The organism is uncultured Rossellomorea sp. (genome assembly GCF_947488365.1).
Classification (GTDB): domain Bacteria; phylum Bacillota; class Bacilli; order Bacillales; family Bacillaceae_B; genus Rossellomorea.
This window is the reverse complement of the sequence record NZ_CANKZT010000003.1, coordinates 262545-289209: the sequence shown is the minus strand read 5'-3', so window position 1 is coordinate 289209 and position 26665 is coordinate 262545. Positions and strand designations below refer to the sequence as shown.

26 protein-coding genes are annotated in these 26665 nt (G+C 43.7%); 4 read left to right on the top strand and 22 right to left on the bottom strand.

The window, feature by feature from the left end; all coding sequences use genetic code 11:
* Nucleotides 1-46 precede the first annotated feature (46 nt).
* The 6 genes from Q1B03_RS12640 to Q1B03_RS12615 form a co-directional block, all read right to left on the bottom strand.
* Nucleotides 47-1495: a carbon starvation protein A gene (locus tag Q1B03_RS12640; RefSeq protein ID WP_299741645.1), complete on the bottom strand. Its 1449-nt coding sequence runs from the start codon at nucleotides 1493-1495 to the stop codon at nucleotides 47-49.
* Nucleotides 1496-1854: 359 nt separating this feature from the next.
* The gene (locus tag Q1B03_RS12635; RefSeq protein ID WP_299741644.1) at nucleotides 1855-2577 is read right to left on the bottom strand and encodes a LytTR family DNA-binding domain-containing protein; all 723 of its coding nucleotides are present in this window, start codon (nucleotides 2575-2577) and stop codon (nucleotides 1855-1857) included.
* A complete protein-coding gene (locus Q1B03_RS12630) occupies nucleotides 2574-4322 on the bottom strand; it encodes a sensor histidine kinase (RefSeq protein ID WP_341357357.1) in 1749 nt (582 codons plus the stop codon). Before Q1B03_RS12630 ends, Q1B03_RS12635 begins: the two co-directional genes overlap by 4 nt.
* 106 nt (nucleotides 4323-4428) lie before the next feature.
* Entirely contained in the window at nucleotides 4429-5271 is an 843-nt protein-coding gene (locus Q1B03_RS12625; protein ID WP_148967403.1) for a YihY/virulence factor BrkB family protein, read from the bottom strand.
* Between the two features lie 17 nt (nucleotides 5272-5288).
* Nucleotides 5289-5708: a hypothetical protein gene (locus tag Q1B03_RS12620; protein ID WP_299741639.1), complete on the bottom strand. Its 420-nt coding sequence runs from the start codon at nucleotides 5706-5708 to the stop codon at nucleotides 5289-5291.
* Entirely contained in the window at nucleotides 5695-6189 is a 495-nt protein-coding gene (locus Q1B03_RS12615; protein ID WP_299741638.1) for a low molecular weight protein-tyrosine-phosphatase, read from the bottom strand. Before Q1B03_RS12615 ends, Q1B03_RS12620 begins: the two co-directional genes overlap by 14 nt.
* A gap of 166 nt (nucleotides 6190-6355) precedes the next feature.
* Between Q1B03_RS12615 and Q1B03_RS12610 the strand changes: the two genes are divergently transcribed.
* Nucleotides 6356-6577, top strand: a complete 222-nt coding sequence (locus Q1B03_RS12610; RefSeq protein ID WP_044338940.1) for a DUF1128 domain-containing protein — start codon at nucleotides 6356-6358, stop codon at nucleotides 6575-6577.
* A gap of 70 nt (nucleotides 6578-6647) precedes the next feature.
* On the opposite strand, the gene Q1B03_RS12605 is transcribed toward Q1B03_RS12610, so the two are convergent.
* The 15 genes from Q1B03_RS12605 to motA all read right to left on the bottom strand — a co-directional run bounded on the left by Q1B03_RS12605 (nucleotide 6648) and on the right by motA (nucleotide 23887).
* Entirely contained in the window at nucleotides 6648-7166 is a 519-nt protein-coding gene (locus Q1B03_RS12605; RefSeq protein ID WP_299741630.1) for a type 1 glutamine amidotransferase domain-containing protein, read from the bottom strand.
* A gap of 83 nt (nucleotides 7167-7249) precedes the next feature.
* The gene (locus Q1B03_RS12600) at nucleotides 7250-8557 is read right to left on the bottom strand and encodes a lysine N(6)-hydroxylase/L-ornithine N(5)-oxygenase family protein (protein ID WP_299741629.1); all 1308 of its coding nucleotides are present in this window, start codon (nucleotides 8555-8557) and stop codon (nucleotides 7250-7252) included.
* 534 nt (nucleotides 8558-9091) lie between these two features.
* Nucleotides 9092-10081: a trans-aconitate 2-methyltransferase gene (locus Q1B03_RS12595; protein ID WP_299741627.1), complete on the bottom strand. Its 990-nt coding sequence runs from the start codon at nucleotides 10079-10081 to the stop codon at nucleotides 9092-9094.
* Nucleotides 10078-11394, bottom strand: a complete 1317-nt coding sequence (locus tag Q1B03_RS12590) for an NAD(P)/FAD-dependent oxidoreductase (RefSeq protein WP_299741625.1) — start codon at nucleotides 11392-11394, stop codon at nucleotides 10078-10080. The genes Q1B03_RS12595 and Q1B03_RS12590 overlap by 4 nt, the downstream gene beginning before the upstream one ends.
* Before the next feature lie 286 nt (nucleotides 11395-11680).
* Nucleotides 11681-14158 (bottom strand): PAS domain S-box protein, encoded by a 2478-nt coding sequence (locus Q1B03_RS12585; protein WP_299741623.1) that lies wholly within the window; start codon nucleotides 14156-14158, stop codon nucleotides 11681-11683.
* Nucleotides 14159-14254: 96 nt separating this feature from the next.
* Complete coding sequence (locus tag Q1B03_RS12580; protein WP_299742643.1) at nucleotides 14255-15184, bottom strand: pseudouridine-5'-phosphate glycosidase; 930 nt, start codon at nucleotides 15182-15184, stop codon at nucleotides 14255-14257.
* A gap of 22 nt (nucleotides 15185-15206) precedes the next feature.
* On the bottom strand, nucleotides 15207-16301 hold the full coding sequence (locus tag Q1B03_RS12575; protein WP_299741622.1) for a carbohydrate kinase: 1095 nt from the start codon (nucleotides 16299-16301) through the stop codon (nucleotides 15207-15209).
* Between the two features lie 121 nt (nucleotides 16302-16422).
* Nucleotides 16423-16731 carry an antibiotic biosynthesis monooxygenase gene (locus Q1B03_RS12570; RefSeq protein ID WP_299741620.1) on the bottom strand — a complete coding sequence of 103 codons (309 nt, stop codon included), beginning with the start codon at nucleotides 16729-16731 and terminating at the stop codon, nucleotides 16423-16425.
* 1 nt (nucleotide 16732) lies between these two features.
* Nucleotides 16733-17683: a siderophore ABC transporter substrate-binding protein gene (locus Q1B03_RS12565; protein WP_299741618.1), complete on the bottom strand. Its 951-nt coding sequence runs from the start codon at nucleotides 17681-17683 to the stop codon at nucleotides 16733-16735.
* An 18-nt stretch (nucleotides 17684-17701) separates the two neighbouring features.
* A complete protein-coding gene (locus Q1B03_RS12560; RefSeq protein ID WP_299741617.1) occupies nucleotides 17702-18463 on the bottom strand; it encodes an ABC transporter ATP-binding protein in 762 nt (253 codons plus the stop codon).
* Nucleotides 18460-19410, bottom strand: coding sequence for an iron chelate uptake ABC transporter family permease subunit (locus tag Q1B03_RS12555; protein WP_299741615.1), 951 nt, complete (start codon nucleotides 19408-19410; stop codon nucleotides 18460-18462). The genes Q1B03_RS12560 and Q1B03_RS12555 overlap by 4 nt, the downstream gene beginning before the upstream one ends.
* Nucleotides 19403-20353 (bottom strand): ABC transporter permease, encoded by a 951-nt coding sequence (locus Q1B03_RS12550; RefSeq protein ID WP_299741613.1) that lies wholly within the window; start codon nucleotides 20351-20353, stop codon nucleotides 19403-19405. The genes Q1B03_RS12555 and Q1B03_RS12550 overlap by 8 nt, the downstream gene beginning before the upstream one ends.
* Before the next feature lie 237 nt (nucleotides 20354-20590).
* Nucleotides 20591-21982: a sodium:alanine symporter family protein gene (locus Q1B03_RS12545; RefSeq protein ID WP_299741611.1), complete on the bottom strand. Its 1392-nt coding sequence runs from the start codon at nucleotides 21980-21982 to the stop codon at nucleotides 20591-20593.
* 335 nt (nucleotides 21983-22317) lie between these two features.
* A complete protein-coding gene (gene motB, locus Q1B03_RS12540; RefSeq protein WP_299741610.1) occupies nucleotides 22318-23109 on the bottom strand; it encodes a flagellar motor protein MotB in 792 nt (263 codons plus the stop codon).
* Nucleotides 23096-23887, bottom strand: a complete 792-nt coding sequence (motA, locus tag Q1B03_RS12535; RefSeq protein ID WP_299741609.1) for a flagellar motor stator protein MotA — start codon at nucleotides 23885-23887, stop codon at nucleotides 23096-23098. Before motA ends, motB begins: the two co-directional genes overlap by 14 nt.
* Nucleotides 23888-24065: 178 nt before the next feature.
* Between motA and Q1B03_RS12530 the strand changes: the two genes are divergently transcribed.
* Nucleotides 24066-25547: a methyl-accepting chemotaxis protein gene (locus tag Q1B03_RS12530; RefSeq protein WP_299741608.1), complete on the top strand. Its 1482-nt coding sequence runs from the start codon at nucleotides 24066-24068 to the stop codon at nucleotides 25545-25547.
* A 48-nt stretch (nucleotides 25548-25595) separates the two neighbouring features.
* Complete coding sequence (locus tag Q1B03_RS12525) at nucleotides 25596-25781, top strand: histidine kinase (protein ID WP_299741607.1); 186 nt, start codon at nucleotides 25596-25598, stop codon at nucleotides 25779-25781.
* 38 nt (nucleotides 25782-25819) lie between these two features.
* Here the strand turns inward: Q1B03_RS12525 and Q1B03_RS12520 are convergent, their stop codons facing one another.
* Nucleotides 25820-26197: a DnaJ family domain-containing protein gene (locus tag Q1B03_RS12520; protein WP_299741606.1), complete on the bottom strand. Its 378-nt coding sequence runs from the start codon at nucleotides 26195-26197 to the stop codon at nucleotides 25820-25822.
* A 201-nt stretch (nucleotides 26198-26398) separates the two neighbouring features.
* On the opposite strand from Q1B03_RS12520, the gene Q1B03_RS12515 reads away from it, so the two are divergent.
* Entirely contained in the window at nucleotides 26399-26569 is a 171-nt protein-coding gene (locus Q1B03_RS12515) for a hypothetical protein (RefSeq protein WP_299741604.1), read from the top strand.
* The last annotated feature ends 96 nt before the right edge of the window (nucleotides 26570-26665 follow it).

The following is a 26665-nucleotide window of genomic DNA, read 5'->3' as shown; positions in this document are numbered from 1 at the left end:
AAAGAAAAGAGTTCCCCGGTAATTACCGGAAAACTCTCTTTTCTAATCAAGCTGCTGATTGAGGAACGTCTTCGTCGACTTGAATGACAGATCCATCGTTTAAGCGCTTTCTTAATGTGTAAATAAAAGCTAAGATTGCGGCGATGGTTACGACTGTTGCTCCCATATAGGCTGTACCCATGGATAAACCGAAACCGATTGGTGCATTCAGGATATAAGTGAATGTCACCATTGTCATGAAGATCGCTGGAATCGTTGCGACCCAGTGCGGTTTCTTTTGAAGGGCCAGATACATGGCACCTACCCAAAGAGCAATCATTGCTGTCGATTGGTTCGCCCAGGAGAAATATCTCCATAATAGATTAAAATCAATTCGGGTCAATACGACTGAGATCACGAACAATGGAATCGCAATCCAAAGTCTGCTCGAGATTTTCACTTGTCCTACTTTGATATAATCGGCAATGATCATACGCGCACTTCTGAATGATGTATCACCAGACGTGATCGGAAGAATGATTACTCCAAGGATGGCGAGTGTTCCACCGATTGATCCAAGCATAAGGATCGATACTTCACTTACAACCGCTGCAGGTCCGCCTTCTTTCAGGATGGCATTCAGTTCACCAGGCTGGAATAAACTCATGGCAGCTGCTGCCCAGATCATCGCAATGATCGCTTCTAAAATCATCATACCGTAGAAAATTTTGCGTCCGTTCTTTTCATTTTGCGTGGTTCTTGAAATGATTGGTGATTGTGTGGCATGGAACCCTGATAGTGCCCCACAAGAAATTGTTAAGAATAATAATGGGAAAATAGCAACTGAATCAGGATGCATATTCGTTAAGCTGATCTCAGGGATATCCGCCCCTGTAATCACTAATCCTGCACCGATCCCAACCGCACTCACTACAAGCAGTGCTCCGAAAAGCGGGTAAACCTTACCGATGATTTTATCAATCGGTAATAGGGTTGCGACAATATAATAAATAAAGATTGCGGCGATAATGACACCAAGTGAAATCCAAGCCGGCGTCAGATTCGCGATCAGTGCTGCAGGTGCTGTAACGAAAACCGTTCCCACCAGCACGAGTAATAAAATCGAGAATGCGTTCACCACATGCTTCATCGTTTTGCCTAGAAATCTTCCTGCAAGCTCCGGTAAATGAGCTCCACCGTTACGGATCGAAATCATCCCCGTTAAGTAATCATGCACCGCTCCGGCAAAAATCGCACCGAGTACGATCCAAAGGAAAGCGACCGGTCCATAAAGTGCTCCCATGATCGGACCGAAAATGGGTCCTACACCCGCGATATTCAACAGCTGGATCATAGAGTTCTTACCCGTCTTCATTGGTACATAATCCACTCCATCCGCCTTCGCATAAGCAGGAGTCGAACGACTTTCATTAATTCCAAAAATCTTTTCAATTAATTTTCCATATGTGAAATAACCGATAATTAATACAACAATCGAGACCAGAAATGTGACCATGCTTATGATCCCCTTTCGTTCATTTGTGAATACGCTTTCATTATAGCAATCAAATTCACAGTTTTGTCACATTCTGTTCAAGATGTCGTAAATCAGGGTTGAGATGTTCTGAGCGGGGGTTAATGTGCATGGTGGAAATGATGGGTGCCTGGCACTATTAGATGGTTTGGTGCCTGGCACTGATGACGGGTTTGGTGCCTGGCACCAGATGCTTGATTTGTACCAGGTACCAAAAGCCATATTTGTACCTGGTACAATAAACCGTATATGTACCTGGTACAAGTCCATTAACCTGTACCCATTACAAACAACATCAATTGCACCTGGTACAAACCAAACTCTCAAAAAAACACCCCCACCTACAACTCCAACCGCTCCCTCAATTCTTTCACATAATTCCGGCTCACTGGAATTGCTTCTTCCGCTCCATGAACCTTCAGCTGATACACACCGCTCCCCCACGGGATGAGCTCCTCCACGAAGGGCAGCTGAACGAGGTAGCTTTTATGAACCCGGAAAAATGGATATGTACTGAGCTTCGATTCCAATTCCTTGATCGGCAAGCGGCACGTATACTTCTTCCTCTCCGTACAAATAAAGGTTTCCCGCTCTTCACGGAAGATATATAGAATGTCTTTCGGGCTGATGAATACAATTTTGTCTTCATCCTGAACCGCCAGTTTCCCCATCGACGGACTCTCGCTTTGCTCTTTCACTCCCACTTTCAAAAGATTCTTCAACCGATCCATCGTTTGCCCGAGCTGATCTTCTTCAAATGGTTTCAATAAGTAGTCAACGGCCTCAACCCGGAACGCTTTAAGGGCATAATCCGGATACGCAGTGGCAAAGACGATTTCCGGTTTGTGCTTCATTTTTTGCAGGGCTTCTGCTAAGTCGACCCCGCTCATGCCCGGCATTTCAATATCAAGGAATAGGACATCAGGTTCTTTTGTTAAAATGATTTCCAATCCCTTTTCGGCAGAGCTTGCTTCTCCGACTACTTCCACCCATGAATAACCGCTTAATAGATGCTTCATTTCCTCCCGGCTATATGGTTCGTCATCAATAATGGCGACTTTCATTCTTTATCACTCCTTACCGTAAATTCAACGGTGGTTCCATTTCCTATTGATGAAGTGATCGATAGACCTGCTTCTTTCCCCATCATCATTTCCAATCGTTTGTTCACGTTATAGAGTCCGATACCTGTACCGGACTGTGATTCCACAGGCTCAAGCAAAAGCTTCTCCAGTCTCTCTTCATCAATCCCCGCGCCGTTATCCTCAACACGGACAGTCACCTCATCACCATTAAGCGCAATCAAGATCTTGAGCACAAATCCTTCTTCAACATTCTTCATCCCGTGCTTGATCGCATTTTCAACAAGAGGCTGAAGGGTTATCGAAGGGACTTTCGCCTGCAGAGCATCTTCGTCAATCTCATACACCACTTCCAGCCGGTCAAAAAATCGTGCTTCTTCAATGGCGAGATAGGCCTTTACATGCTGTCCTTCTTCTTTAAGGGTCGAGGTGGATTTCGTGCTTCCTGTCAGGTTCTGACGGACAAATTGAGATAGTGAAATCAGAAGGGTCCTCGCCTTATCGGGATTGATCCTCGTCAACGATACGATGACATTGATGGTATTGAATAAGAAATGCGGATTGATCTGTGCCTGCAGCGCCTTTACTTCTGACTCTTTCGCAAGCTCTTTATGGGTATCGATTTCAGCAAGCTCCAACTGATGGCTAAGCAGGGTCGCGATCCCCTTCGTTAATTCCATCAGGATCGGCGATATTTCTTTTTCCGAATGAAAATAGAATTTAAGCGTCCCGACAATTTCTCCCCCTTTTAAAAGAGGCGCCATGATCGCGGCTCCCAATGGGCATCCATTCCGGTCACATTGAATATCCTCTCTTCCCACCTTCATGAGCTCTCCCGTTTCGATGACCCGTTTCGTGGCTTCGGTTTGAATCGGGCGCCCTTGTTGATGGTGATCCGAGGCAAGACCTACATGAGCGAGGATGTGGGAAGTGTTCGTGATGGAAACTGCCAGCGCGTTCACATCTCTCATCAGGATCTCACACGTTGCCTGTGCAGAGGCGGCATTCAATCCTTTTCGCATATATTTCACCGTGCTATCTGCCAATCGCAGTGCTTTCTGGGATTGAGCCGCTCCCATCCGCTCTTCTTCATAAAAAACGCTTTTAATGATCAGCAGGAAAATCCCGGTTCCGACTCCATTTGCAAGGATCATCGGCCATCCGATATCGGAAACGAGTAAATACGCATCATCAAACGGCTTCGATAATAGAAGAATGAGAAGCATCTGCATCCCTTCTGCGACAAAGCCAACCAAAAACGCTTTTTGAGGGGAAACAAGCCTGTTCTTCTTTTCCCGCTTCCCGATCCACCCCGCCAGTAATCCAGCTAACACCGTCGAGATCCCGCACGAGAATGCCGTGAATCCTCCAAGAAAATACCGGTGGACCCCAGCGACCAATCCAGCTCCTAGTCCGATCCATGGACCACCCAGTAACCCGGCGACCACGACACCGATCACCCTTGAATTGGCAATCGCTTCATTCTGCTGAAGATGCCACTGCCATTTTGTATATTCCTCTTGAAACGGATTCACGATCAATCCTGTATATGTACCAACGATCCCGAAGAAACCAAATAGCAATATGAGCAAAAAAGTCTGGGTTTTCTTCACATGGGTTCGTTGTTCAATAAGATGACGGAAGAAGCTGATCCTGGTCATAATAAAAGCAATCGTCACAATGATACCAAGCCTCTCCACCATCGCAGCTATCAACAAGGGGACCACCTCTCTTTCTTATATACATAAAAAAAGAAGACCTACTAAACGTCACGTTTAATAGAATCTTCCCCTACTTTGACCTGTACTATGTCCGGGGAGTCTTTCCCCTATTTTAACATGAATCTTTGTCTTTAATCGTGACCAGTGCATTGATTTCTCCGCCGATCATGATGATGATTCCCGTTAAGTAGAACCAGATCATGAGGACGATGATCCCTCCGATGCTGCCGTATGTGGCCGAATAATTTCCGAAGCTTCCTACGTAATAAGAAAATGCCAAGGATGCGAGTACCCAGCCAAGCGTCGCAAAGATCGCCCCGGGGAACGCGCTTAAGCATTTGATCCGTTTACTTGGAGCAAAGAAATACAACCCTACGAAAATAATAAACAGGATGATGGGACTGATCGCCCAGCGAATCCCGTTCCATACCGTTAAAAATTGCTCTGAAAATCCGAATTGAGAAAATAATAAAAGACCGATCTGTTTCCCGAACACCGGAAGTAAAAGAGCTATGACAAATACGAGAATCATGGCTAGTGTCAATAGAATAGACATGAGACGGGTCGCAATGAATGATCTTGTTTCCTCTACATCATAAGCACGATTTAAACTTTTCACGATGGCATTCATCCCATTGGATGCCGACCATATCGTGGCGATGATACTGACAGACAGTAAACCGGAATTCCGGTTCGACATGATGTCCTGTAGCGTTTCCTCGATCATGGACATCGTTTCCCCTGGTGCAAAATCCCTGACCAGACCCAGTATGTCCCCCTGCTCGACAGGAAGGTATGGCAAGAGTGTTACGATAAAAATCAGCAGTGGAAAGAGCGATAAAAGAAAGTAATAGGCAATTTGTGCGGCCAGGCCCGTTACATCATTCGCACTAATATTTGAGAAAAGACTTTTAGAAAATCCTTTCCATCCTCCTTTGACCGTCTCATCCGACATGTTCTCACCTCGTTTAATTAATATCCCTTGAATGATGAAGCAATCGGTTGATTTTCTTCATCCTGAGTTGTTAGTTCATTTGATGTTTCCCTATCTGAAAACGTATCTTTATAGGTTTCTGAAGAGTCTTCAAAGGTTTCTTTTGTTTCCTCGATGATTTCTTTCACCTGTGGAGTCATCCCTTTGATTTCATCTACCTTTTCACTGATGAATTGAATATCCCTGCTGACCTGATCAGCTGTCGTACGTAATTTCTCATACACTTCCTTCGATGACTCGACCAGTCTTTGAGGATTTTTTGAGTATGTTGAAATATAATTCCCACTGTTCTTTAAAGATGTACCCATTTCCTGACGGGTCGTTCTATCCAAGAGGGAAAGCAGCCCTCCTGCCACGGCACCTAACAGAACCCCTTTGAAAAATTTATTGCTTCCCATATGTATTACCCTCCTTCAAATGATTGTCTTTTTTTATTTTTTCTAATAATAGGCTGCAGCCGGACTCCACTAGATCATACACTTCTTGAAAATTCCCCGTGAAGTACGGATCGGGAACATCTTTCTCCCGGCTTTCTTCCACCAGGTCCAGGAGCTTGAACACCTTTCCGTGATGATCACGATCAAGAATCTTCTTCATATTTTGTTCATTCGAAGCGTCCATGGCCACGATGTAATCATATTTCTTATCTTCACCATGGAATTGTCGCGCGAGCAAGCCATCACTCTTTATATTATTTTCTCTAAGAATGGCTAAAGTTCCTTCATGAGGTTTCTTCCCGACATGCCAATCTCCCGTGCCTGCAGAGTCAACCTCAATCACGCCATCCAGATTCCCTTCTTTAACCTTTGACCTGAATATCGCCTCCGCCATAGGGGACCGGCAAATATTTCCCAAACATACAAATAACACAGATACCATGAACGTGCCTCTCCTAACGTTTTAACTTACCTACTCATTTCCCATTCCTTAATAGTGTAAAACATTCTCAGAAAAAAATCCTTCTCGGGTGGAAGTTATGTTGACAGGTTCAAGGAATCATGGAAAGATAAATATAATGAATGCACGTCAGAAAGGACGATTCCATATGGATTTATCACAAAATACAACGGAAAATATCGAATTCATGGTCACTGCCATTAAAGAAAAATTAAAAATTGTCAATGCCGGAGCCGTAAAGCCTGAAGACTTCAATGAAGAAATGTATGAAGATCTTCACGACCTTTACGTAATGGTCGATCGCAAGGACAGATTCAGCCCGAGTGAAATGACTGCGATCATTGAAGAAATGGGTAACCTGCGAAAATGATATGTAAAAAGGGGACATTCCCTCAAAGGTACAAAATACCTTGGGGAATGTCCCCTTTCATTTACTTGTCCTACTTACTAGAAAGAAGCGCCAGTGATTCACGGTTGAATGCCGGAATATCATCCGGTGTCCTGCTTGTCACAAGCTGGTTCCCGCATACGACAACTTCTTTATCCTCGTACGTCACACCTGCATATTCCATATCAACCTTGATGGACTTGAAGCCAGTCGCTTTGCGTCCTTCCAGTGCTTTTGCCGTAATCAATAATTGTGGACCATGACATATGGCGAATACCGGTTTTTTCTCATCCATGAAATGCTTCGTAAATTTCACGAAACGGTCATCTGCACGCAGCTGATCAGGAGAGAATCCCCCTGGTAATAATAGGGCATCAAAGTCTGCAGGATTAACGTCATCGATGCTTTCATCAATTTTCACCGTTGCATCGCCCTGCTTCCCTTTCACTGATTTCCCTTTTTCTTTTTCAATCGTCACAACTTCGTGACCTGCTTCTTTAAACGCTTTTTCAGGATCTGTAAATTCTACGTCTTCAAACATGTCTGTGATTAACGTTGCTATTTTAGCCATAAAATTGAAACACTCCTAGTTATCGTTTGTTTTTTACCACACATGTACTTTACCCTTTGTGCATACATTCAAACACAACACCCTTATTTATCCATCGTGAATTGAGAAAAAATCGTGTTCCTCTGCACTTCATACACTTCTTCACCCACGATATCATTGATGATTTGAATATTACGGTCCACAGCCAACCCTAAGTTCGTTGCCCCTGCACCGTGAGAATGCTCCAGGCTCGTCACCGTATAGAAGTGATGATCCCGGTCTCTGTTCTCTTTGAATTCCAGCTTATAATTTCGGGAGACTTTATACTTCTTCTCATCCTCCCAAACGATTTTGTCCTCGAACTCCTCAAAAAACCAATCAGGAATATTCGGCTTATAACCCGTCGCCAATATCACTTTATCCGTCTGATATGAAAAATCACGCTCTTCCTGCCATTGACGGCAATTCAGAACGTACTGATCCTCCTCTTTCCGGATCTTACTCACTTCCGTTAAAGGCTGAATCATAATGTCCGGTGAGTGATCACTGACCGAATGATTATAAAGGATGTTGTAAATATTATTGAGGGTATCGGGATCAATCCCATTCCGCAGCTGATCCAACGTTTCTAATGCCTCCACACGCTTCTCATACGTCAGCCCATGAAAATAATCCACATAGTCAGGGGCAAAGAATTCCTGTCCAAGCTTCGACGACTCGAGCTGCAATATTCCTTCTGAACGGGTCAGCCATGTAAGCTGATATGAATGATTTTCCTGCTCCTTCAATAAATCAAAGAACACCTCGGCTGCACTTTGACCGGATCCAACAATTGTAATCGCGGAACCTTCCATTGTTGTGTTTTTATGGAACAGATACTTACTCGTATGATGTACGTCCACATCCGGCAGACCATCCATCCCGTCTAAAATCAACGGCTTACTTCCCGTCCCCATCACCACATGCTTCGCATAATAGATCTCACGCTCGTCGGTCAACCGATTATCGATCACAACCTTATAGCAGTCGCCCTGATCCGTGACCCCGATCACTTCACTATGAAATTGACAGCAGCTTAGCTGACTCACCACCCAGCGGGCATAATCATTGTACTCCTGCCTGGGCATTTCAAACTTTTGAAAAAAGAAAAATTTATATAAACGATTATGCGTATGTAAGTAATTCAAATAACTGTACCGGCTTTGTGGATTCGCAAACGTCACCAAATCCGCAATAAATGGAACCTGCAGATCCGTCAGATTGATCAACATCCCCGGATGCCACTGAAACTCAGGTGTCTGATCAAAAAACTTCACCTTCAAATCCGTCTTCTCCTCCATCAACGCCGCCAAACTTAAATTGTATGGACCAATCCCAATACCGATACAATCATATACATCCTGTCTACTCAATTGGCTCTCCTCCACATTTGTAATCATCTTTCTATTTTTACCCTAAAACGATGGGGGATTACCCTTTTTAGTGAAAATAATTGTGACGGATGTGTGTGGTGGGCGAATATTTTGACTGGTGAATTTCGCGTGATATTTAACAGTTGATTTTCAATCGGAATTTGACTGTTAAAATATACCCGATATTCAGCTGCTGAACTATTTTAATTGATTCGCTTTAAGAATTGCACCCTTAACGGTGTTTTTTATTATTCGCGATTGAATATTGGTTAAGGAAAGGGACAAATGTGTATAGATGCGGTACTTCAAAGGGGATGCGAAACTTTTTATTATCGAGTTTCCACTATATAATATTATCGAATTTCGGATTATATTATCGACTTTACTCCCATATATTATCGACTTTCCAGATATATTATCGACTTCGGCACTTTTATTATCGACTAAGGATAAAACGACACAAACCGACATACACCTCCGCCACACACGCCAGCACCACATACCCAAACAAAAAAACCAATCCCACCACAAGGATCAGTTCTTCCTGAATATCATCACATACCATCCGCCTTCTTTCACGATCGGTTCGACGGACTCCACTTTGAAATTTGTTTTAGCGGCCAATGTCTCCATCTCCTTCTGCGACGGAATCGGATACAGGTTCTGGAAGGTCATGAAGAAGCTGTTGAAGGCGCTGGAAAACTGCTGACCGTGCTTTGATTTCTGCATAGGTGTCAGAACAAAGAACAAGCCTTCTTTTTCAAGCCAAGTCGATGCTTTCTCAAAGAATTGCAGTCTCTCGGACGGATCGATATAGTGAAAGAGATTATTGGCCATGATCATGTCAAAGAGCTGACCAGGTTCATATTCATGGAGGTCCTTACAAAGAATTTCAATATTTTCATAGTCACTGAGCGATTCTTCAGCAGCCTTTGCGACGGCTTCATGAATCTCGATCCCTACCATTCTCTTATCAGGATAGCGATCTCCTATTCTTTTCACATACCCGCCTTCACCACAGCCCAGATCCAATATCGAATTCACATTGTATCTTTTAATCGCCTTCTGTACCTTTGGAAAGGCAAAGCGCTCTAACAGAATCGACGTTTTGGCTACAGTCGAGCCATGGACATCGGAATTGAAATGCTGCTTCGTTTGATTACGTAATAATTGTGGATACGACAAGAGGGCCGGTATGTGAAGCTCCATCATTTCTTTCAGCAAAATACCTGACGAATGAGGGTCCCTCTTGGGAGTCGGAAGCTTCCATCGGTTTCTCGTGGTGACTTTCTCATCCTCCACCCGCTTCATATGCTTGATGGTGATGCCAACTTCTACCCACTGTTCAAGGAGGTCCATTTCGATATTTTTTTCAAGCGCAACTTCCTGAATGGAGGCAGGCTTTGTAAAGCTTTCAAAAAGATCCATTTCATACCCTACATAAGCGTGCCAGCTGTACAGAAACGGCACATTCTTTTTCATCCATGTTCTTGCCCGCCATACTTTCACCATTTCTCCGATCATCGTAGTGCCTCCTTTCCTTTCCAGGGATAATCCTGAACTTCAGTAAATTTTGTGTTGGATTTTTCTTCTTCTGTTAACGAATCATTTCTGATTGGAAGCACTCCCCCCTGGACCATCCGGTCGTACAGGGTTTCTCTCCACATGCCGAGACCGGATATGTTCAGCATCTGCTTGTAATGGGAGATCGAATCCCTCTCCATGCGCTGAAGGCTCTTATTTCGCAGCCAGCCAACCGGGCGATACGGATATGAATAAACCAGGGCCGATAAATGACTGAGATGCATTTGATGGGCCACCCTTCTTTTCCGGACCTTTGGGTACCACTCTAAATTAGCAGGATCTAATTTACCGGCCGAATACATATCACACAACAATTCTCCAAGAATGCTCCCATCCTGTATCGCCATATTCATTCCTTCTCCTGCCATAGGGTGAACCGTGTGGACGGCGTCTCCTATGAGGGCAAGATGATTCTTCACATAGGTTTCCGCATGATATTTCAGGGGTACCATCAGCTGAATTTTTTTCCAGTCCTCTATTTGGTTCACATACCCATCGAGATCCGGGCACATTTGGATATAGAGCTTATGAAATTCTGAAATCGGTTTTTTCCGAAGAGACTTATATTCCCCTGCTGGAATGAGATAAACGGATCGTACTTCATCGTTTGGTAACGGGAACAGACCCAGGAATGATTGATATGTAGAAATGATACGTCCCTTCACCATTTCCTTTGGACGTGGAAACGTCACCGTCAAGAAATGATGGTTGTACTTTCTTTCCTTTACATCCACTTCCATATAGTCACGGGTGACAGAGCTTCTTCCTTCAGCCCCTATAATGAAATCACTATGAATCTCGTGTATCTCTTTCGTCTTCCGATCCTCGATGGTCACCATGTGACCGTCTATTTTCTTACAGGCTGTATTTGATCGATAATGAAATGTTGGATACTCCTGCCCTTTATCTCGTAAAATCTCCTTTAACGTTTCATGATGGATCATTAATGAATAAGGGTATCGACTGGGAAGAATCGAGTAGCTCATCGTGGAGTTCTCCGCTTTTGATTTCGCACGTTTCAATTCAATGAGTTCCAAATCGGAAATGATATGACCGTTATCGGAGACGGAGTCAATGACCCCCAATGAATCGAATATTTCCAGGCTTTTTGGCTGGAGGAGTTCGCCTTTGTATACGGAACCTGGACCTGGTAACCGTTCCACTACCGTTACGTCTATATTGCACTGCGCTAATTTCAAGCCGAGTGTCAGACCGCCGATTCCTCCACCACTAATAAAGACGTTTGTCTCCATTTCTCCTCACCTCTTTCTCTCTCTTTAACCTTTTTCCAGGATGTTGAAACGTGGCGATGTGCTCTCATCCAATCGCCACGAGTAGACAAGTTCTTAAGAAAGAAAAGAGAAATAAGAAATTTGTAGAACGTACTATTTCCCGGAAAATATCAGCATTTCAAGAGTCCACCTTATCTGGAATTTACATTTTTTGTCGGATGATTTCCCTTAGTTAAATCGACAATAGCCGAGGAAATAAAAAAACTCCACGACAAGAGTTCCCTCTCATCATGGAGTTTCTTCTATTCTATTTTTCATTTGCAATCGGCAGCAAGATCGTAACGGTCGTTCCTTCCGATACATTGCTTTGAATCGATAGTGAGCCGTGATGTTCTTTGATGATTTTTTGGCAGATCATCAATCCGAGACCGGTCCCTTTCTCTTTCGTGCTGTAGAAAGGTTCACCTAAATGCTTCATTCGCTCAGGCGGGATTCCATTTCCATTATCCTGAATGGAGATTTTCGCATAACCGTCTTCTTTTTCAAGTTGAACACTGAGGAGACCCCCACTTGGCATGGCTTCCAGGGCATTTTTCATGACATTTAATATGACCTGTTTCATTTGATGGGAATCACAATAAATTTCCGCTTCTTCCACGGAGAACCTTACATCGACTCCTTGCTTCAGGCATTCCATCTTAATGAATTCGACAGAGCTTGTGAGCAGGGTCGTTAAGGACGTCAGGGAAAATTGAACGGCTCTCGGTTTCGCCAAGGCCAGAAATTCATTGGTGATGATTTCGATTCGATCGAGCTCTCCCTGGATGACCCCTAAGTAAAAGTCATCCTTTGCATTTTCTTTCATCAGTTGAAGGAAGCCTTTCAGGGTCGTCAGCGGATTTCTGATTTCATGGGCCACTCCTGCTGCGAGCTGTCCGATCATCGCTAACTGTTCCGATTTCTTCAGTAAGTCTTCATTTCGCTTCTTCTCGGATAGGTCCCGGATGATGGCTGAAATACCGATCAGGTTTCCATCGTCATTTAAGATCGGGTTCATGTTAAAGGCAATTTCAATCGGCGTGCCGTCTTTTCGGTACCGCACCGTTTCATAATCCTTTATTCGCTTCCCGGCCTTGATGGTCATTAAATTCTGTTTGAATTGTCCTACCTGGTCTTCCTGGTGAATAAAGGTGATTTTATTTCCTGTAATTTCATCTTTATTCCAACCGAACATCGATTCAAACTGCTGATTGACCTTCAATACGCTTCCCTCTGGATCTAAAAGAACAATTCCATCACCGGCATGCTCAAAGTACGCTTCCAGTAATTCTTTCGCTTCTTTTAGTTCTTCTTCCATCTTCAGTTTCTCTGTGATATCCTGTCCGAATCCATAAATTCCGATGACCTTGTTTTTGACCCGGATCGGGATGTTGGTGACCGCTACATGGCTTTTGCCACCTTCACCATTTTCGAAGGTGGTGACAAACCTTGACGCTTCTCCTTTTAAGGCGACTTCAAAGTGATTGATGGCTGATTTCTTACTGCCTTCCGCAATGAATTCACTGAAGTGACTGCCGATCATATAGGGAGAGATATGATTCCATTGCTGTTTCACAGCAGGGTTCACTTCCTGGATGATCCCCTTCGTATCAACCATATAAATATTATCAGGACTGTATTTCACAATTGACTTATACTTTTGTTCGCTTTCGATCAGTTTTCTCTGAATATCTTTGATCAGGGAAATATCTGAAATGGAGCAGATGATTTCCGCTACTTTTCCATCTTGTACCACTGGGACGATGGAGGCGATATATTCTAAATCCTTGTATTCATCCTCATACGTCAACTCTTCCCCTGTTTCCCAAATACGCTTTAGTTTAGGTTGGATTTTACCTAAATGATGGGAATCAAATACTTCTTCAATGGTTTTACCAATCACCTTTGAAGGAGTCAGATTTAATTTTTTCAATAGCTCCCCTGCCGCCATCTCGATGACAAATTCATTGTCCCTCTTATTAATCTTATAGGTGATCGTCTTTTGGAGGCGAAGTGTGTTCTCAAGTTCCGCCTTCAATGAGACCAGTTCGTTTTCATAGTTTTTCTTCTCCGTGATGTCGTGAAGGATGATTCCGACACTGTCTACAGTTCCGTCACTTTTGTAATTGGCCGGGGAAATGGTAATATTGCATGTAATCTTCCGTCGATTATCCATCATGAAGGTTACTTCTTCCCCGGTCGTATTCACTCCCCTTATTCCGTTCATCACTAAGTTGATAAAGGCTTGATTCTGAAGGGGTGTTTGATTGCACAGGGACTCACCCAAAACGGTATCGGAAATATGAAACAGCTCCTGAAAGGATTGATTCATCTCCACTACTTTCCCTTTGTTATCAAGAATACAAACACAAGTCGGGGTGTTATAAATAAGAGACTCATATATGGCCGAACGGGAGTTATTTGAATAATCATGGGATACGTGCTTCTCTCCACACACCTCCGGAACAATCATCACTAATTCTTTTTGTTCATCGATCTGTTTACGTTTAACTTTGTAGGTATAATGATTTAATCGGATGGAACAATTCTTTTCTACTAATATTTTCTGAAGAAGATTATCTTCTTGCAGGGTCAAACCTTTCCATTCTTCATTCTCTTCTATAAAATTTTGGTCTTGCACATCTATTATTGCAGCCGGGACTGGAATCGAGTCAACACTCAATGCATGATAGGGTTGCATATCAGCCATAGTACCTTCCTTTTTTGTATCGTTATTTACCACCATTTTACCCTACCTCTTCAAACATATAAACGGTCAATATATTTCATATAAAAAACCCGGGCACAACCATCTGCCCAGGTTTCTCCTATTTTCACAGTATTAGAAGGTTTTCACCTTCGCAAGTTTGGCATAATGAACTGCAATATCTGCCCCTACATGAGCATTGTTCTTCACGAGTTCGATATTGGCTGTAAGGCTCTTTCCTTCTGTTAATTCTTTTACTTTCCCAAGGAGGAAAGGCGTAGCTTCCTTACCTGAAATACGTTGTTCTTCCGCTTCGTTTAACGCTCTTTCTATGATACTATTCATCTCGTTTTCATCCAGTGCGTCCTGGGCAGGGATCGGGTTAGCGATGACCACGCCTCCTTTTAATCCAAGGTCCCATTTCGCTTTTAGAATATCAGCCGTCTCTTGGGCGGTCTCTACTTTATAGTTCACTGAAAAAGGACTGCTTCGTGTATAAAAGGCCGGTAAGGAATCTGTTCCGTATCCTAAAACAGGCACTCCTTTTGTTTCCAGGTATTCCATCGTCAAGCCTATATCCAGGATGGATTTAGCACCGGCACAGACAACGGCCACGTTCGTCACAGCAAGCTCCTCAAGATCCGCCGAAACATCCATCGTCACTTCTGCATTCCGATGCACACCCCCGATGCCTCCTGTCACGAAAACCGAAATACCAGCAAGCTCCGCGCAGATCATGGTGGCAGCAACCGTAGTCGCCCCGTCCTTTTTAAAAGCAAGGATATAAGGGATGTCGCGGCGACTTGCCTTGATCACGTCTGAAGCCTGTCCTAAATATTCAAGCTCTTCATTAGATAAACCAATCTTGATCTTCCCGTTCAAGATGGCAATCGTTGCTGGAACTGCACCCTTTGAACGAATGATACCCTCCACTTCACGAGCGGTTTTCACATTTTGTGGATAAGGCATTCCATGAGAAATAATCGTTGATTCCAATGCCACAATTGCCTTTCCTGCCTTTTTGGCTTCTGATACTTCCTGCGAGTATTCAATATATGAGTTGATATTCACGTACATTTCCCCCTAATCAATAGTAATGACTAAACTCTTGTTGAAGCTTGGACTTGTTCAGCGTAGGTGCCACCGTAAATTTGGATTGCAGTGTAATGGACGAGCAGATCACTCCGATCCGGCAAGCTCCTTCTGTATCGGATCCTTTTAAATAGCCAAATAATATTCCCGCAACAAGGGCATCTCCAGCACCGGTTACATCAGCGACTTCAACTTTGGGAGGTAACACGGCTCTCGCTTCTTTATAAGTAGTGTAATAGACCAATCCCTGATCTCCCCGTGTAATCACGACCCTTTCCGCACCTCTTTGGGTGATGGCTTTGGCCGCTTTAAAATAGTCGCCCTCTGTCTCAATCGTCATTCCTACATACGTTTCCGCTTCCCCTTTGTTGCATATGAACCAGGAAACCCCTTCCAATGATGTAGGAAGCTTCAACACTTTCGGTTCAGAAACCGGGATGATCGTAAGGGGCACTCCCTCCGTTTGGCACCTGCGGATGATGTACTTCAGTACATCCTCTGGAAAATTGGTGTCGAGCAGCACCATTTCAGATGAAGAAATCAATCCCCATCTCTTATCAATAAAACCAATGTCAACGCTTTCATAAATGTTCATATCAGCCAGGGCAAACAGCATTTCCCCTTCTTCGTCCAATATGGCGGAGTAAGCCCCGGTGCTTTCATTTGGAAGCCGCTGGGATGCGGATACATCGGCATACGACTTCGTTTGAGATAAAAGCCAGCTTCCTTCCGTATCTTCGCCTACAACCGTTATCAAATTGGCCTGTTTTCCCAGCCGGCCTAAGTTTTCGGCAATATTGCGTGCCACGCCGCCACTGGATTGCTCTGTTCTCGCAGGGTTTGAGGTTTCAGGAATAAACGTACCGTCCAACTGAAGCTTCCGGTCGATATTTGCTCCTCCGATGCACGTGATCCCGTTTTTCTTCGGAAGAACATACGCACGCCCCATGATTTTCCCCTGCTTCACCAGATTCGAAATATACCCTGCAACCGCTGAGCGTGACATCCCACTTCGCTCGGACAATTCCTGTTGAGTCATAAATGGATTTTCCTCAATATACGTCAACAAAAGCTTTTCTTTTTCGTTCACAAGCTCCCACCCCTATAAAGAAAAATAACTTTTGTTAATATTCTAAACTTTTGTTTAAATTTAGACAAGAAGGAAAATAAAAGAAAAAGCGTCCCGATATACCTCAGGACACTTCTTTTCACTATTTACTTGCCTTTACCTCATACACATGTTGACTCGATTCAAGAATATGGTCGGGTTTAGGCTTGCCGGCACTCGCTTTATGACCTGCAATATGCTCAGGGCTCTTCTCCCAATTTTTCCAATCCGCTTCCGATTCCCATTGAATCATGACAATCACTTCTTCGTCGCCGCGGCGTACTTTTTTGACGAGGACTTTTAAGTCGATAAACCCTGGCTGTTTTTCAATTAATCCCTCACCGGAAAACCTTTCAACCACTTTTGATGATGCTCCCTCTTTCACTACCAGTCTCTTTATTTGATAAAACATATTATAAACCTGCCTTCGCATCTTCAACCATTTGTTTCATCGATTGAAGTCCGCCTCCTGAAAGGTACCATGGGCCCCCATTCAGATAGACGATTTTTTCATTTTTGTAGGCGTTCGTTTTTTGTACAAGTTCGTTTTCAATTGAATCTTTGACGCTTGCGTTTGGATCAAAGGCAGCATCACGGTCGATCACAAACAGAACATCGGGATTTTGTTCCAATACATATTCAAACGTCACATTTTGACCATGAGTGGATTCCTCTATGTTTTCATCAGAAGGCTTGAATCCGAATACATCATGGAGAATTCCGAAACGGGAGCCAGGACCGTATGCACTGACTTCCCCTTCATTCCCCATCAAGATCAACGCTTTGCTATCAAGGCTTCCAGTCTTCTCTTTAATACCGTCGACACCCGCTTGAACATCCTCTAATTCCTTCTTCATTTCATCTTCTTTATTAAAGATTTCTGCAATGGTTTTCATGTTGCTTGTGAATGATTCCATGTAATTTGTGTAATCCGTCTGAACATACACGGTGGGAGCGATTTTCGCGAATTCTTCATACATTTCCGATTGGCGGGCAGAGATGAAAATCACATCCGGTTTCATGGAGCTGATCGCTTCAAAGTCTGCTTCTTTCAAACTTCCTACGTTCGTGTAGTCAGAACCGCTGTATTTCTCAAGGTATGGAGGAATGGTTGCTTGCGGTACTCCCGCTACTTCCACTCCAAGCTCATCTAACGTATCAAGGACACCGAAATCAAACACGACGACCTTTTCAGGATTTTGCTTAACCTTCGTTTCGCCAAGTTCATGCTTGACTGTGATTTCTTTCAGTTCTTCGTTTCCACCGGAACTTTCCGATTCTGTCGTTGATTCTTCCTTTGAACCGCACGCTGCCAATACTAGTAAAACTGTAAGTAATAGTGTTATTAATGACCATTTTTTCATTATCTTTTCTCCTCTTTTTTATGAATTAAAATAAACACAAATCCGATTTTCGTTCATCTGTTGTACAGGAATGTCCATATCATAGATTTCCTTTAACGCTTGAGTTTGAATGATGGTATCTGTTGAACCTTCATTTATGACCCTGCCATTTTTCATTGCAACGATTCTGTCTGAATACACCGAGGCAAAATTGATGTCATGCAGGACAATGACGACCGTCTTCCCCAGATCATCCACTAATCTGCGCAGAATTTTCATGATCTGGACGGAGTGTTTCATGTCCAGGTTATTCAGGGGCTCATCCAGGAGAATATAATCTGTATCCTGGGCGATGACCATGGCAATGAAAGCACGCTGCCTTTGCCCCCCGGATAATTCATCTAAGTAGTTCCCCTCTAACTCCCCCAGATTCATATAGTCAAGTGCCTGATTAACTGCCTTTTCATCTTCTTCCTTTAATCGGCCTTTCGAATAAGGAAATCGTCCAAACGATACCAGTTCTCTCACCGTCAAACGGACGTTAAGGAAGTTCGATTGCTTTAGGATCGCGACTCTTTTGGCAAGATCATCTGATTTCATTTTCTTGAGATCAGCTTGATCCAGTATGATTTCACCACTATCTGAGTCGAGCAGACGGCTTACCATTGATAAAAGGGTCGACTTCCCGGCACCATTCGGTCCAATAAACGAAGTAATTTGACCAGGCTGAATCGTGACAGTCACGTCTTCAACCACCAGCTTTTTCCCGTACGACTTGGATAGCCCTCGAATGTGTATCATTTGGCTTTACTCTCCTTTAACAAAAGATATATAAAGTACATTCCTCCGATGAAGTTTACAATCACACTTAGGGTCGTGGAAAACGTGAAGATCCGTTCTACCACCCACTGTCCGCCAACGAGGGCAATGATACTCATCAAGCCCGCGCCGGTAATGAACATGCTGTGTTTGTAGGTCCGGAAGAATTGATAAGCTAAGTTTGCGACGATTAATCCGAAAAAGGTAATCGGCCCGACCAGGGCGGTTGAAACAGCAATGAGTACAGACGCAATCACCAGCATACGACGCACCATTCGATCATAAGGCACACCAAGATTAATGGACATCTCCCTTCCCAATGACATGACATCCAGGTAATGGATCTTCCTCCAGCCAATCATCATCACGATGGTTACCACGATAAAGGCAAGCCAAACCAGATCCGCATTCATGTTATTGAAACTCGCAAACATCTTATCCTGAACCATTAAAAACTCATTGGGGTCAATCAACACTTGCAGGAATGTGGTGATGCTTCCAAAGAATGTACCAACGATGATTCCGATCAACAATAAATAGTAGATGGGTTGATTACTATGACGGAATAATAATTGATACAGGATAAGAGCAAATACAATCATGGCTGCAACCGATAGTAAGAAGTTTATATTCTTGTTGATGACAAGCATGTGATCCGATCCCAGGAAGAAAATGATCACCGTTTGAAGAAGGAGATAAAGAGAATCAAGCCCCATAATACTCGGTGTTAAGATCCTATTATGTGTGATCGTTTGAAATACGACCGTTGAATAGGCGATTGCGATTCCCGTAATGACCATAGCAAGCACCTTCATCCCCCGTCGAGGCAGTGCATAATCATAGCTTCCATTTAGCTCGTAGAATAAATAAATCCCGCAAAATAACAGGGCTACAAATAATAAAATAAGCATTTTCCACCGATTACGCATATGCCTTCCTCCTTACCAGCAAGTATAGGAAGATGGCACTGCCGATGACCCCAACCATTAAACTAATCGAAATTTCGTACGGGTAGATGATAATCCGGCCTAAAATATCACAGACAAGAAGGAAGATCGCTCCAAGTAAGGCCGTATGAGGCAATGTCTTCTGTAAGTGATCTCCTTTAAAGATGGAAACGATATTGGGTATGATCAAACCCAGAAATGGGATCATCCCGACAGTCAATACGACTGTCACCGTAATGAGGGCCACCAGAACGAGACCAGTATTCACTATTCTGCGATAAGAAACACCAAGGTTCTTGGAGAAGTCCTCCCCCATCCCGGCGACAGTAAACCGATTCGCATAAAGATAGGCAATGATCATAATGGGAATGCTTATGTACAAAAGTTCATATCGGCCTTTCATGATCAATGAGAAATCACCCTGCAGCCATGCCGCCATATTTTGAATCACATTTGCCTTGTAGGCAAAAAACGTTGTCACCGAAGACAACACATTCCCAAGCATCAACCCGACGAGGGGGATAAAGACTGCATCCTTGAACTTGATCCGATCGAGTATTTGCATAAAAAGCAATGTGCCGGCTAACGCAAATGCAAAAGCAACAATCATCTTCTCAAGTAAAGAGGCGTTTACAAACACAATCATCGATACAAGGATCCCCAGCCGGGCAGCATCAATCGTCCCCACCGTCGTAGGGGATACGAACTTGTTTCGACTCAAGCATTGCATAATCAACCCTGCAATGCTCATTCCCGCACCGGCAAGTAAGATCGCCAATAATCGGGGGAATCGACTGATGAGAAAAATCTGTGTCTCTTCGGATTGAAATTGAAGTAAATCCATCGGTGTAATATGGCTCACTCCTACAAATAAAGACAGGAGTGACAGCAAGATGAGCGCAATAAAAAGGTAACGTTGTTTCATGACTATCCCCAAAACTTTCATTGATTTTACTAAATTTCATTGATATTGAAAATCATTATCATTTAGCACATGACTATCATATACTGCATTTTCAAAAGGTGTCAACACCTAATTGAAAATGATTATCACTAATTCCATAATCATCCACGAACCAGAAGTAGGTCGCAATGCGCAGGGCAGCCAGAATTCCATAAAAAAAAGACTTGCTTCCCCACTCGGAAAAACAAGTCTTTTGGACTATGATATTTTCTTTTCTTTTACCTTGCCGGTGTCTTTCATGTAATACTCATCCGACGTAAAGAACTCATGTGTAAGCCTCTTAACTTCTTTACTTAAAAGAAGAACCGCAATGATATTCGGAATTAAGATCGCTGCAAGGGCTAAGTCAAGGAATTGCCAAATGACTTTTGCTGCACCAACTGAACCAAGCACGATCGCAACCGTATATACAACCTTGATTCCTTGTGCTGCCTTCCAGCCAAATAGGAATTCCGCTTGCTTTGCTCCGTAAAAGACGATGACGATAATCGTCGATAGTACGAAGAAAATCAATGAAATCGTAACGAGGATTCCACCAAATTCCCCGAAATAACTTGTGAATGCTTCTGTCGTAAGGGCTGACGGGTCATCCAATGCATTCTCTGCTGTCCACACCCCTGATGATAACACTACGAAGGCCGTTGCCGTACAGACAATGATCGTATCAATCACGATCCCAACGATCGCCCAAAGCCCCTGCCTGACGGGATGATCGGTTTGTGCCGCAGCGTGGGCAATCGGCGCAGTTCCAAGTCCTGCCTCATTTGAGTATAATCCACGGGCAAATCCCCAACGGATCGTTTCAGCCACTGCTACCCCGGCGAACCCACCCATTGCGGACATGGGTTGGAAAGCGTTTGACAGAATCAGACTGAAGAATTCGGGCACTGCACCAATGTTCATAAATAGAATGACCAAAGCGCTTCCTACATAGATCAGAGCCATGAATGGGACAAATATTTCCGTTACTTTACCAATACGCTTTATTCCACCAAATACGATTAATACAACGATGAGGGCCACAACAATGCCCGTGATAAGCCCATCTACATTAAATGTTTCTTCTACCGTTGATGCCACAGCATTCCCTTGCACCATCACACTTGGAATCAGCTCGATCATAAGGGCAAAGGCAAACCATACACCGAGCCATCTCATGTTTAATCCTTTCGTCATGTAGTACATGGGACCGCCAACATATTCCCCCTTTTCATTCTTCTCACGATAGCGGACCGCAAGTACACTCTCGGAAAACTTAAGAGCCATTCCAATTAAGGCAATCACCCACATCCAGAAAACAGCTCCTGGCCCACCAAACATGATCGCTGCCGGTACACCGACAATATTCGCCGCCCCGATGGTGGACGATAGAGCCGATGTCAAGGCCTGCAACGGCGTCACCGTTCCTTCGCCTTTCGGCTTCTTAAAAACGCTCCCTATCGTTTGTTTAAAGATGTAGAGAGGATAGCGAAATTGTATGAATTTCAATAAGAATGTCAGGTACAAACCCGTTGCACCCAGGACAATGATTAATGGGGGCCCCCATAACCATGCCGAAACTTTACCTATGATGTCAAAAAACGTATCCAATCGTGCTCCTCCTTTTAGTAGAGGCAGTGGCTAAGGTTTGGAATTGTTGGTTGGGGAAGGCGTAAATGATGGTGGAAAAGTATGTATAATGCCCTTCCTCCGCATATAGAGACCCCTGTTCCTGAAAAATTAGCCACTACTTCTAAATGGTTTTTCAAACTTTTCCCTAAATTTGGTGGTGTGAAACATATTGTTTAAAAATGAGGAAGGATGAGGATGATTTAGTTGGTTAAAACCAAGGTCCTTTCGACAAAACCCGTTCATTTCCCCGGAAATACGGCAATTTCTGACCAACAAAAAATCTGCAGCCAACTTCTGACTGCAGATCCTGTTTCTTAATCTGATACCCTGGGCAGAATCAACACTTCCACCCGGCGATTTTGGCCCCGGCCTTCTGATGTAGTGTTGTCGGCAATCGGTTCAAATTCTCCGAATCCTTTTGCACTGAACCACTGGGGATCAAGCTTTGGATTGTCCAAAATGATTTTCATGAAATTAACTGCCCGCATGACGCTTAGCTCCCAGTTTGAATCGTATTCCGCATTACTGATGGGCACGTTATCCGTATGGCCGCTAATAATAATGTTCCGTGGAGGATTCATTTCAAGCAGCGCAGATAATTCCCCGGCCACGCTCAGGTCATTGCCTTGGACAATGGCTGATCCCGAGTCGAATAAGACATTGTCCCGAATCGTGAGAAGCAAGCCTTCATCGGTAAGCTTCGTGACGAATTGAATTTCCAGATTATTCGTTTTGATGTACTGATTTATTTTTTCCTGTATTTCCTTTAGCTCTTCCTGATCCTTTAGAAAAGCCTGCTTATCAAGTTCTTCCTTGCTTAATTCCTTCTCTTTTTCCTCTTCATCCCCTGAAGATGCTGCCTGTTTGCTTTCCTGATCGCTCGACTGCTGAGGTGCTACGGGGCTGGGATACTCCATCATTCCCGTCCCTCCCGTGAAGATTTCACTGAACACCTGGGAAAGTTCCCTGAATTTTTGAGCGTCCACCGAGCTTGACGCATAAAGCACGATAAACAGGGCCAGCAGCAGGGTGAGTAAGTCAGCGTATGGAATCAGCCAGGACTCGTCCATATGCTCGTCGTCATGTTTCTTCTTACGCCGCCTCATCCTCATCCCCCTTTAATAACAATAATCGTTCACTTGCCGGTAAATAGGACGCCAGCTTCTGTTCAATCACCCGCGGCGATTCTCCCTCGATGATCGACAGGATCCCTTCCACCATCATCATTTTCATCTGTACTTCAAGCTTTGACTTGCGCTTCAGCTTGTTGGCAAATGGATGCCAAAGAACGTAACCCGTGAAGATACCGAGGAGCGTTGCAACGAAGGCCGCTGAAATCGCGTAACCAAGTTCATCCGTATTGTCCATGTGACTGAGGGCCGCTATAAGTCCAATCACCGCTCCAAGCACACCGAGTGTCGGTGCATAGGTCCCTGCTTGTGTAAAGATGAGCGCCCCGGCACTGTGTCTCTCTTCCATGGCATCAATTTCTTCATGAAGTACGTCCCGTATATAATCAGCGCTTTGTCCATCCACCGCTAATGAAAGTCCGTCCCTCAAAAAAGGATCTTCGACTTCCTGTGTTTTGGCCTCGAGTGCAAGCAGTCCTTCTTTTCGGGCAAGATCTGCTAATTGAGAGAAGAATTGAATCGTTTGTTTCGGGTCCTGCAGTTTTTGTTCCTTAAACAGTATGCCGAATAGCTTAGGTACTTTTTTAATTTCATGGGTTGGAAAGGCAATGGTCACTGCTGCCACTGTTCCAAGCAAAATAATCAAAATGGCTGCAGGGTTCAATAAGGCAACAGGGCTTACTCCCTTGAAAACCATCCCCACTCCAACCGCTATCAATCCTAAAATGACTCCTATTAAAGACGTCTTATCCATCGATCGCTCCACCTTACTCATCGTAGTCTACTACTAGTATCGGATGGAATTTCTAATTATTGAGAGGTGAAAGTGTTCAAAATTTTCTTATAAATTACCGTAAATCGTTATGAAGTACTACCTGATCTTGTCGATATATGTACTATACAGGTGTCACTATTAAAGGAGAGAAAACGTCATGACCCCAGAGCAATTGAAAGAAATCGATAGTAAAAGAAAAAACCTGCTGTTCCTGATCACGTATTCCATCAGTCTGGTCGCAGCCCTCACGTATTCCATCATAAATGAGTCAGGAATCATCGCCGTAACCGTCTTCGCTTCCCAGATTCTATTTCTTACAGGATACTTTATTGTGCTGCAAGTAATCTTGAAAAAGCCACATTCCTATGTTTATTTCAGCATTCCTACCGTTTATGCCATCATCGGAATCTGGCTATTTTTAGAAGGATCCAATCCCACAGAATTAGTCATCTTATTATTTTTGGCTGTCATCAGTGCGATTCACTTTAATCCAGTGATCTTTGGAATCGGATATGTATCGGGACTTGCATTGTTCATCTTAAATGGAATCCTTGCGCCCGACAACGACCCGATTTTCACAGAATTATTCATTCCGGCATTGCTTGTCTATGTTCTGTTGGGGACGGTCCTTGGAGTGGTGATACACTTGAACCGCAATCAATTCAAGCAGCTTCAGGAATTGATCAAAATGACAGAAAGCGACAGCATGAAAAAAGAAGAACAACGAAACTTCCTACAAACAGAATTAGCGACCATCTCTACGAGCATTCATCAAATAAACGAGCAGATTCAAACCCACCTCGTCTCACATGATGAAATGAGAACCGCCGTTAATGAAATATCGGCTGGGAGCGTCACACAAAGTGACCAGATTAACAACATTGCTGCCGTTTCGGAAACGACGATGAGTAAAATGGAGGAGGTTTCCAAGCTTTCAAACAATCTCACTGTTCATTCTACCCAAGCGAATTCTATCGCCGTTTCAGGAAGCGAGCGTGTCACATATCTGCAGGAAAACATGATTGAACTGAAAAACATTATTGAAGGACTACGTCAAACGTTCAGCGAATTAACAAGCAAAATAGAAGAAACGAATACGTTCATTGGAAGCATTCAAGACATTACGGACCAAACCAATTTACTTGCCTTAAATGCATCTATAGAAGCGGCGAGGGCAGGAGAAGCCGGGCGGGGATTCAGTATCGTGGCCGATGAAATCCGGAAACTTGCAGAGATTACACGACACACAGCCATCCGCATTAACGACAATCTTGCTTCCGTTAACTTAGTGAACTCTTCTGCTGTCGAAATCATGAATCTCAGCTCAGAAAAGCTAAATGAAAATGTGGGAGCAACGGGAGAGGTAACGGAGTATTTCACGACACTTCGCGAAAAGCTTGATTCCCTTTCAAACGAGTTCAAGACCTTGACCTCTACCGCATCAGAAGTAAGAGGCCAAACCGAAGAAGCCGAACTATCAACGAAAGAGCTTGCAGCCGTCATTCAGCAAACCTCTGCAGGACTCGAAGAAATCAGTGCCACTATCGAGACCCTTCATGGTGATAACCGTATGATTGCTCAATATGTTCAAGATACCGCCACAAGTGCAGAGCGAATTCAACGCAGTGTAGAGTTGTAAAATATGATAAACTAAAAGCATTATTAGAGTACTAAAGGATGTGGCACCTTGAAACGAAGAATCATCATGATGATCCCCATCATGTTTATCGTAGCCGTGGTAGCGACTTGGATGATCGGCAAAGGATACTCTGAAATCCCTTCTGAAGCCAAAACCATGATCATCATAGGAGCGGCACTCTTATCCGGAGTGATCTCATTCTTCTTATTTAAAGATGAACCCGAGAAGAAATAAAGAAACACCACTTTCATTTTCTGAAAGTGGTGTTTTCATTATTTCAGGAGCTTGTTTTCTATTTTGTGCTCATAATTTTTGAATAAGGAACCATTCGTATTGATTCTCTTCCTGGAAAGCATCGCGTTGTATTTCAGGATGTTTTCATTCAGATTCTTCTGCAGCTCCCGCTTCTCCAAGTCGTCATCGCATGCTTTAATCAAGTCTTCTATGCGCATCATTTCTTTTTTGAGATTCATTTCATCTGTTGTAAAGCCGGCATTCTTCATCATCCGATGGGCCATCTTCAACTCCTGGGGAACTCCTAAATCATCGTCTAAATTAAGAGGTTTACCGAATCCCGGAAGCTCTTTAAACTCCCCCTCTTCATAGGCCTTCTTAATTCGTTGCTCGGACATGATCATCGAAAAATCCAATTCTACCCCTCCTACTCCAAACTATAGTGGACGCGGCTGGTCTTAGACGTATCGTTTACTACCCACTTGTTACCATTAGTATATCCAAAAGACTCCGGCTTTGAATGCTTTAGATACGTCTATTTTCTGACAATTCATCTCACATATTTTCGTACGTGCTGGAAAAACTACCTGTATCACGAATTAAAAGGAGTGGATACCATGGCACGCGGAAAATCGTTCGAATCAAAGAAAAAGGGACATCCAGGAAACTTTCCTCAGTATAGTACACCAGAGGGAAAACACTCAGAAGACGCAGCAGGGGATGAAGAACTGATTGTGACCCAGGAAGCGTTTAAAAACCGGGTGGATGAGGACGAACATCGTCTGTAAATACACAAAACGCCAGGATTTCCTGGCGTTTTTCCGTTTGATTGGCTGAAATGAGGGCAAATTGGAATGTTGAGAGAGGCGAAAACTGATTTTATT

Bases quoted from the DNA above. Each gene is read 5' to 3' on its own strand.
- Q1B03_RS12640 (WP_299741645.1), bottom strand. From the start codon at position 1,495: ATGGTCACATTTCTGGTCTCGATTGTTGTATTAATTATCGGTTATTTC.
- Q1B03_RS12635 (WP_299741644.1), bottom strand. From the start codon at position 2,577: ATGAAAGTCGCCATTATTGATGACGAACCATATAGCCGGGAGGAAATG.
- Q1B03_RS12625 (WP_148967403.1), bottom strand. From the start codon at position 5,271: ATGTCGGATGAGACGGTCAAAGGAGGATGGAAAGGATTTTCTAAAAGT.
- Q1B03_RS12620 (WP_299741639.1), bottom strand. From the start codon at position 5,708: ATGGGAAGCAATAAATTTTTCAAAGGGGTTCTGTTAGGTGCCGTGGCA.
- Q1B03_RS12615 (WP_299741638.1), bottom strand. From the start codon at position 6,189: ATGGTATCTGTGTTATTTGTATGTTTGGGAAATATTTGCCGGTCCCCT.
- Q1B03_RS12610 (WP_044338940.1), top strand. From the start codon at position 6,356: ATGGATTTATCACAAAATACAACGGAAAATATCGAATTCATGGTCACT.
- Q1B03_RS12605 (WP_299741630.1), bottom strand. From the start codon at position 7,166: ATGGCTAAAATAGCAACGTTAATCACAGACATGTTTGAAGACGTAGAA.
- Q1B03_RS12595 (WP_299741627.1), bottom strand. From the start codon at position 10,081: ATGATCGGAGAAATGGTGAAAGTATGGCGGGCAAGAACATGGATGAAA.
- Q1B03_RS12590 (WP_299741625.1), bottom strand. From the start codon at position 11,394: ATGGAGACAAACGTCTTTATTAGTGGTGGAGGAATCGGCGGTCTGACA.
- Q1B03_RS12585 (WP_299741623.1), bottom strand. From the start codon at position 14,158: ATGGTGGTAAATAACGATACAAAAAAGGAAGGTACTATGGCTGATATG.
- Q1B03_RS12570 (WP_299741620.1), bottom strand. From the start codon at position 16,731: ATGTTTTATCAAATAAAGAGACTGGTAGTGAAAGAGGGAGCATCATCA.
- Q1B03_RS12565 (WP_299741618.1), bottom strand. From the start codon at position 17,683: ATGAAAAAATGGTCATTAATAACACTATTACTTACAGTTTTACTAGTA.
- Q1B03_RS12560 (WP_299741617.1), bottom strand. From the start codon at position 18,463: ATGATACACATTCGAGGGCTATCCAAGTCGTACGGGAAAAAGCTGGTG.
- Q1B03_RS12555 (WP_299741615.1), bottom strand. From the start codon at position 19,410: ATGCGTAATCGGTGGAAAATGCTTATTTTATTATTTGTAGCCCTGTTA.
- Q1B03_RS12550 (WP_299741613.1), bottom strand. From the start codon at position 20,353: ATGAAACAACGTTACCTTTTTATTGCGCTCATCTTGCTGTCACTCCTG.
- motB (WP_299741610.1), bottom strand. From the start codon at position 23,109: ATGAGGCGGCGTAAGAAGAAACATGACGACGAGCATATGGACGAGTCC.
- motA (WP_299741609.1), bottom strand. From the start codon at position 23,887: ATGGATAAGACGTCTTTAATAGGAGTCATTTTAGGATTGATAGCGGTT.
- Q1B03_RS12530 (WP_299741608.1), top strand. From the start codon at position 24,066: ATGACCCCAGAGCAATTGAAAGAAATCGATAGTAAAAGAAAAAACCTG.
- Q1B03_RS12515 (WP_299741604.1), top strand. From the start codon at position 26,399: ATGGCACGCGGAAAATCGTTCGAATCAAAGAAAAAGGGACATCCAGGA.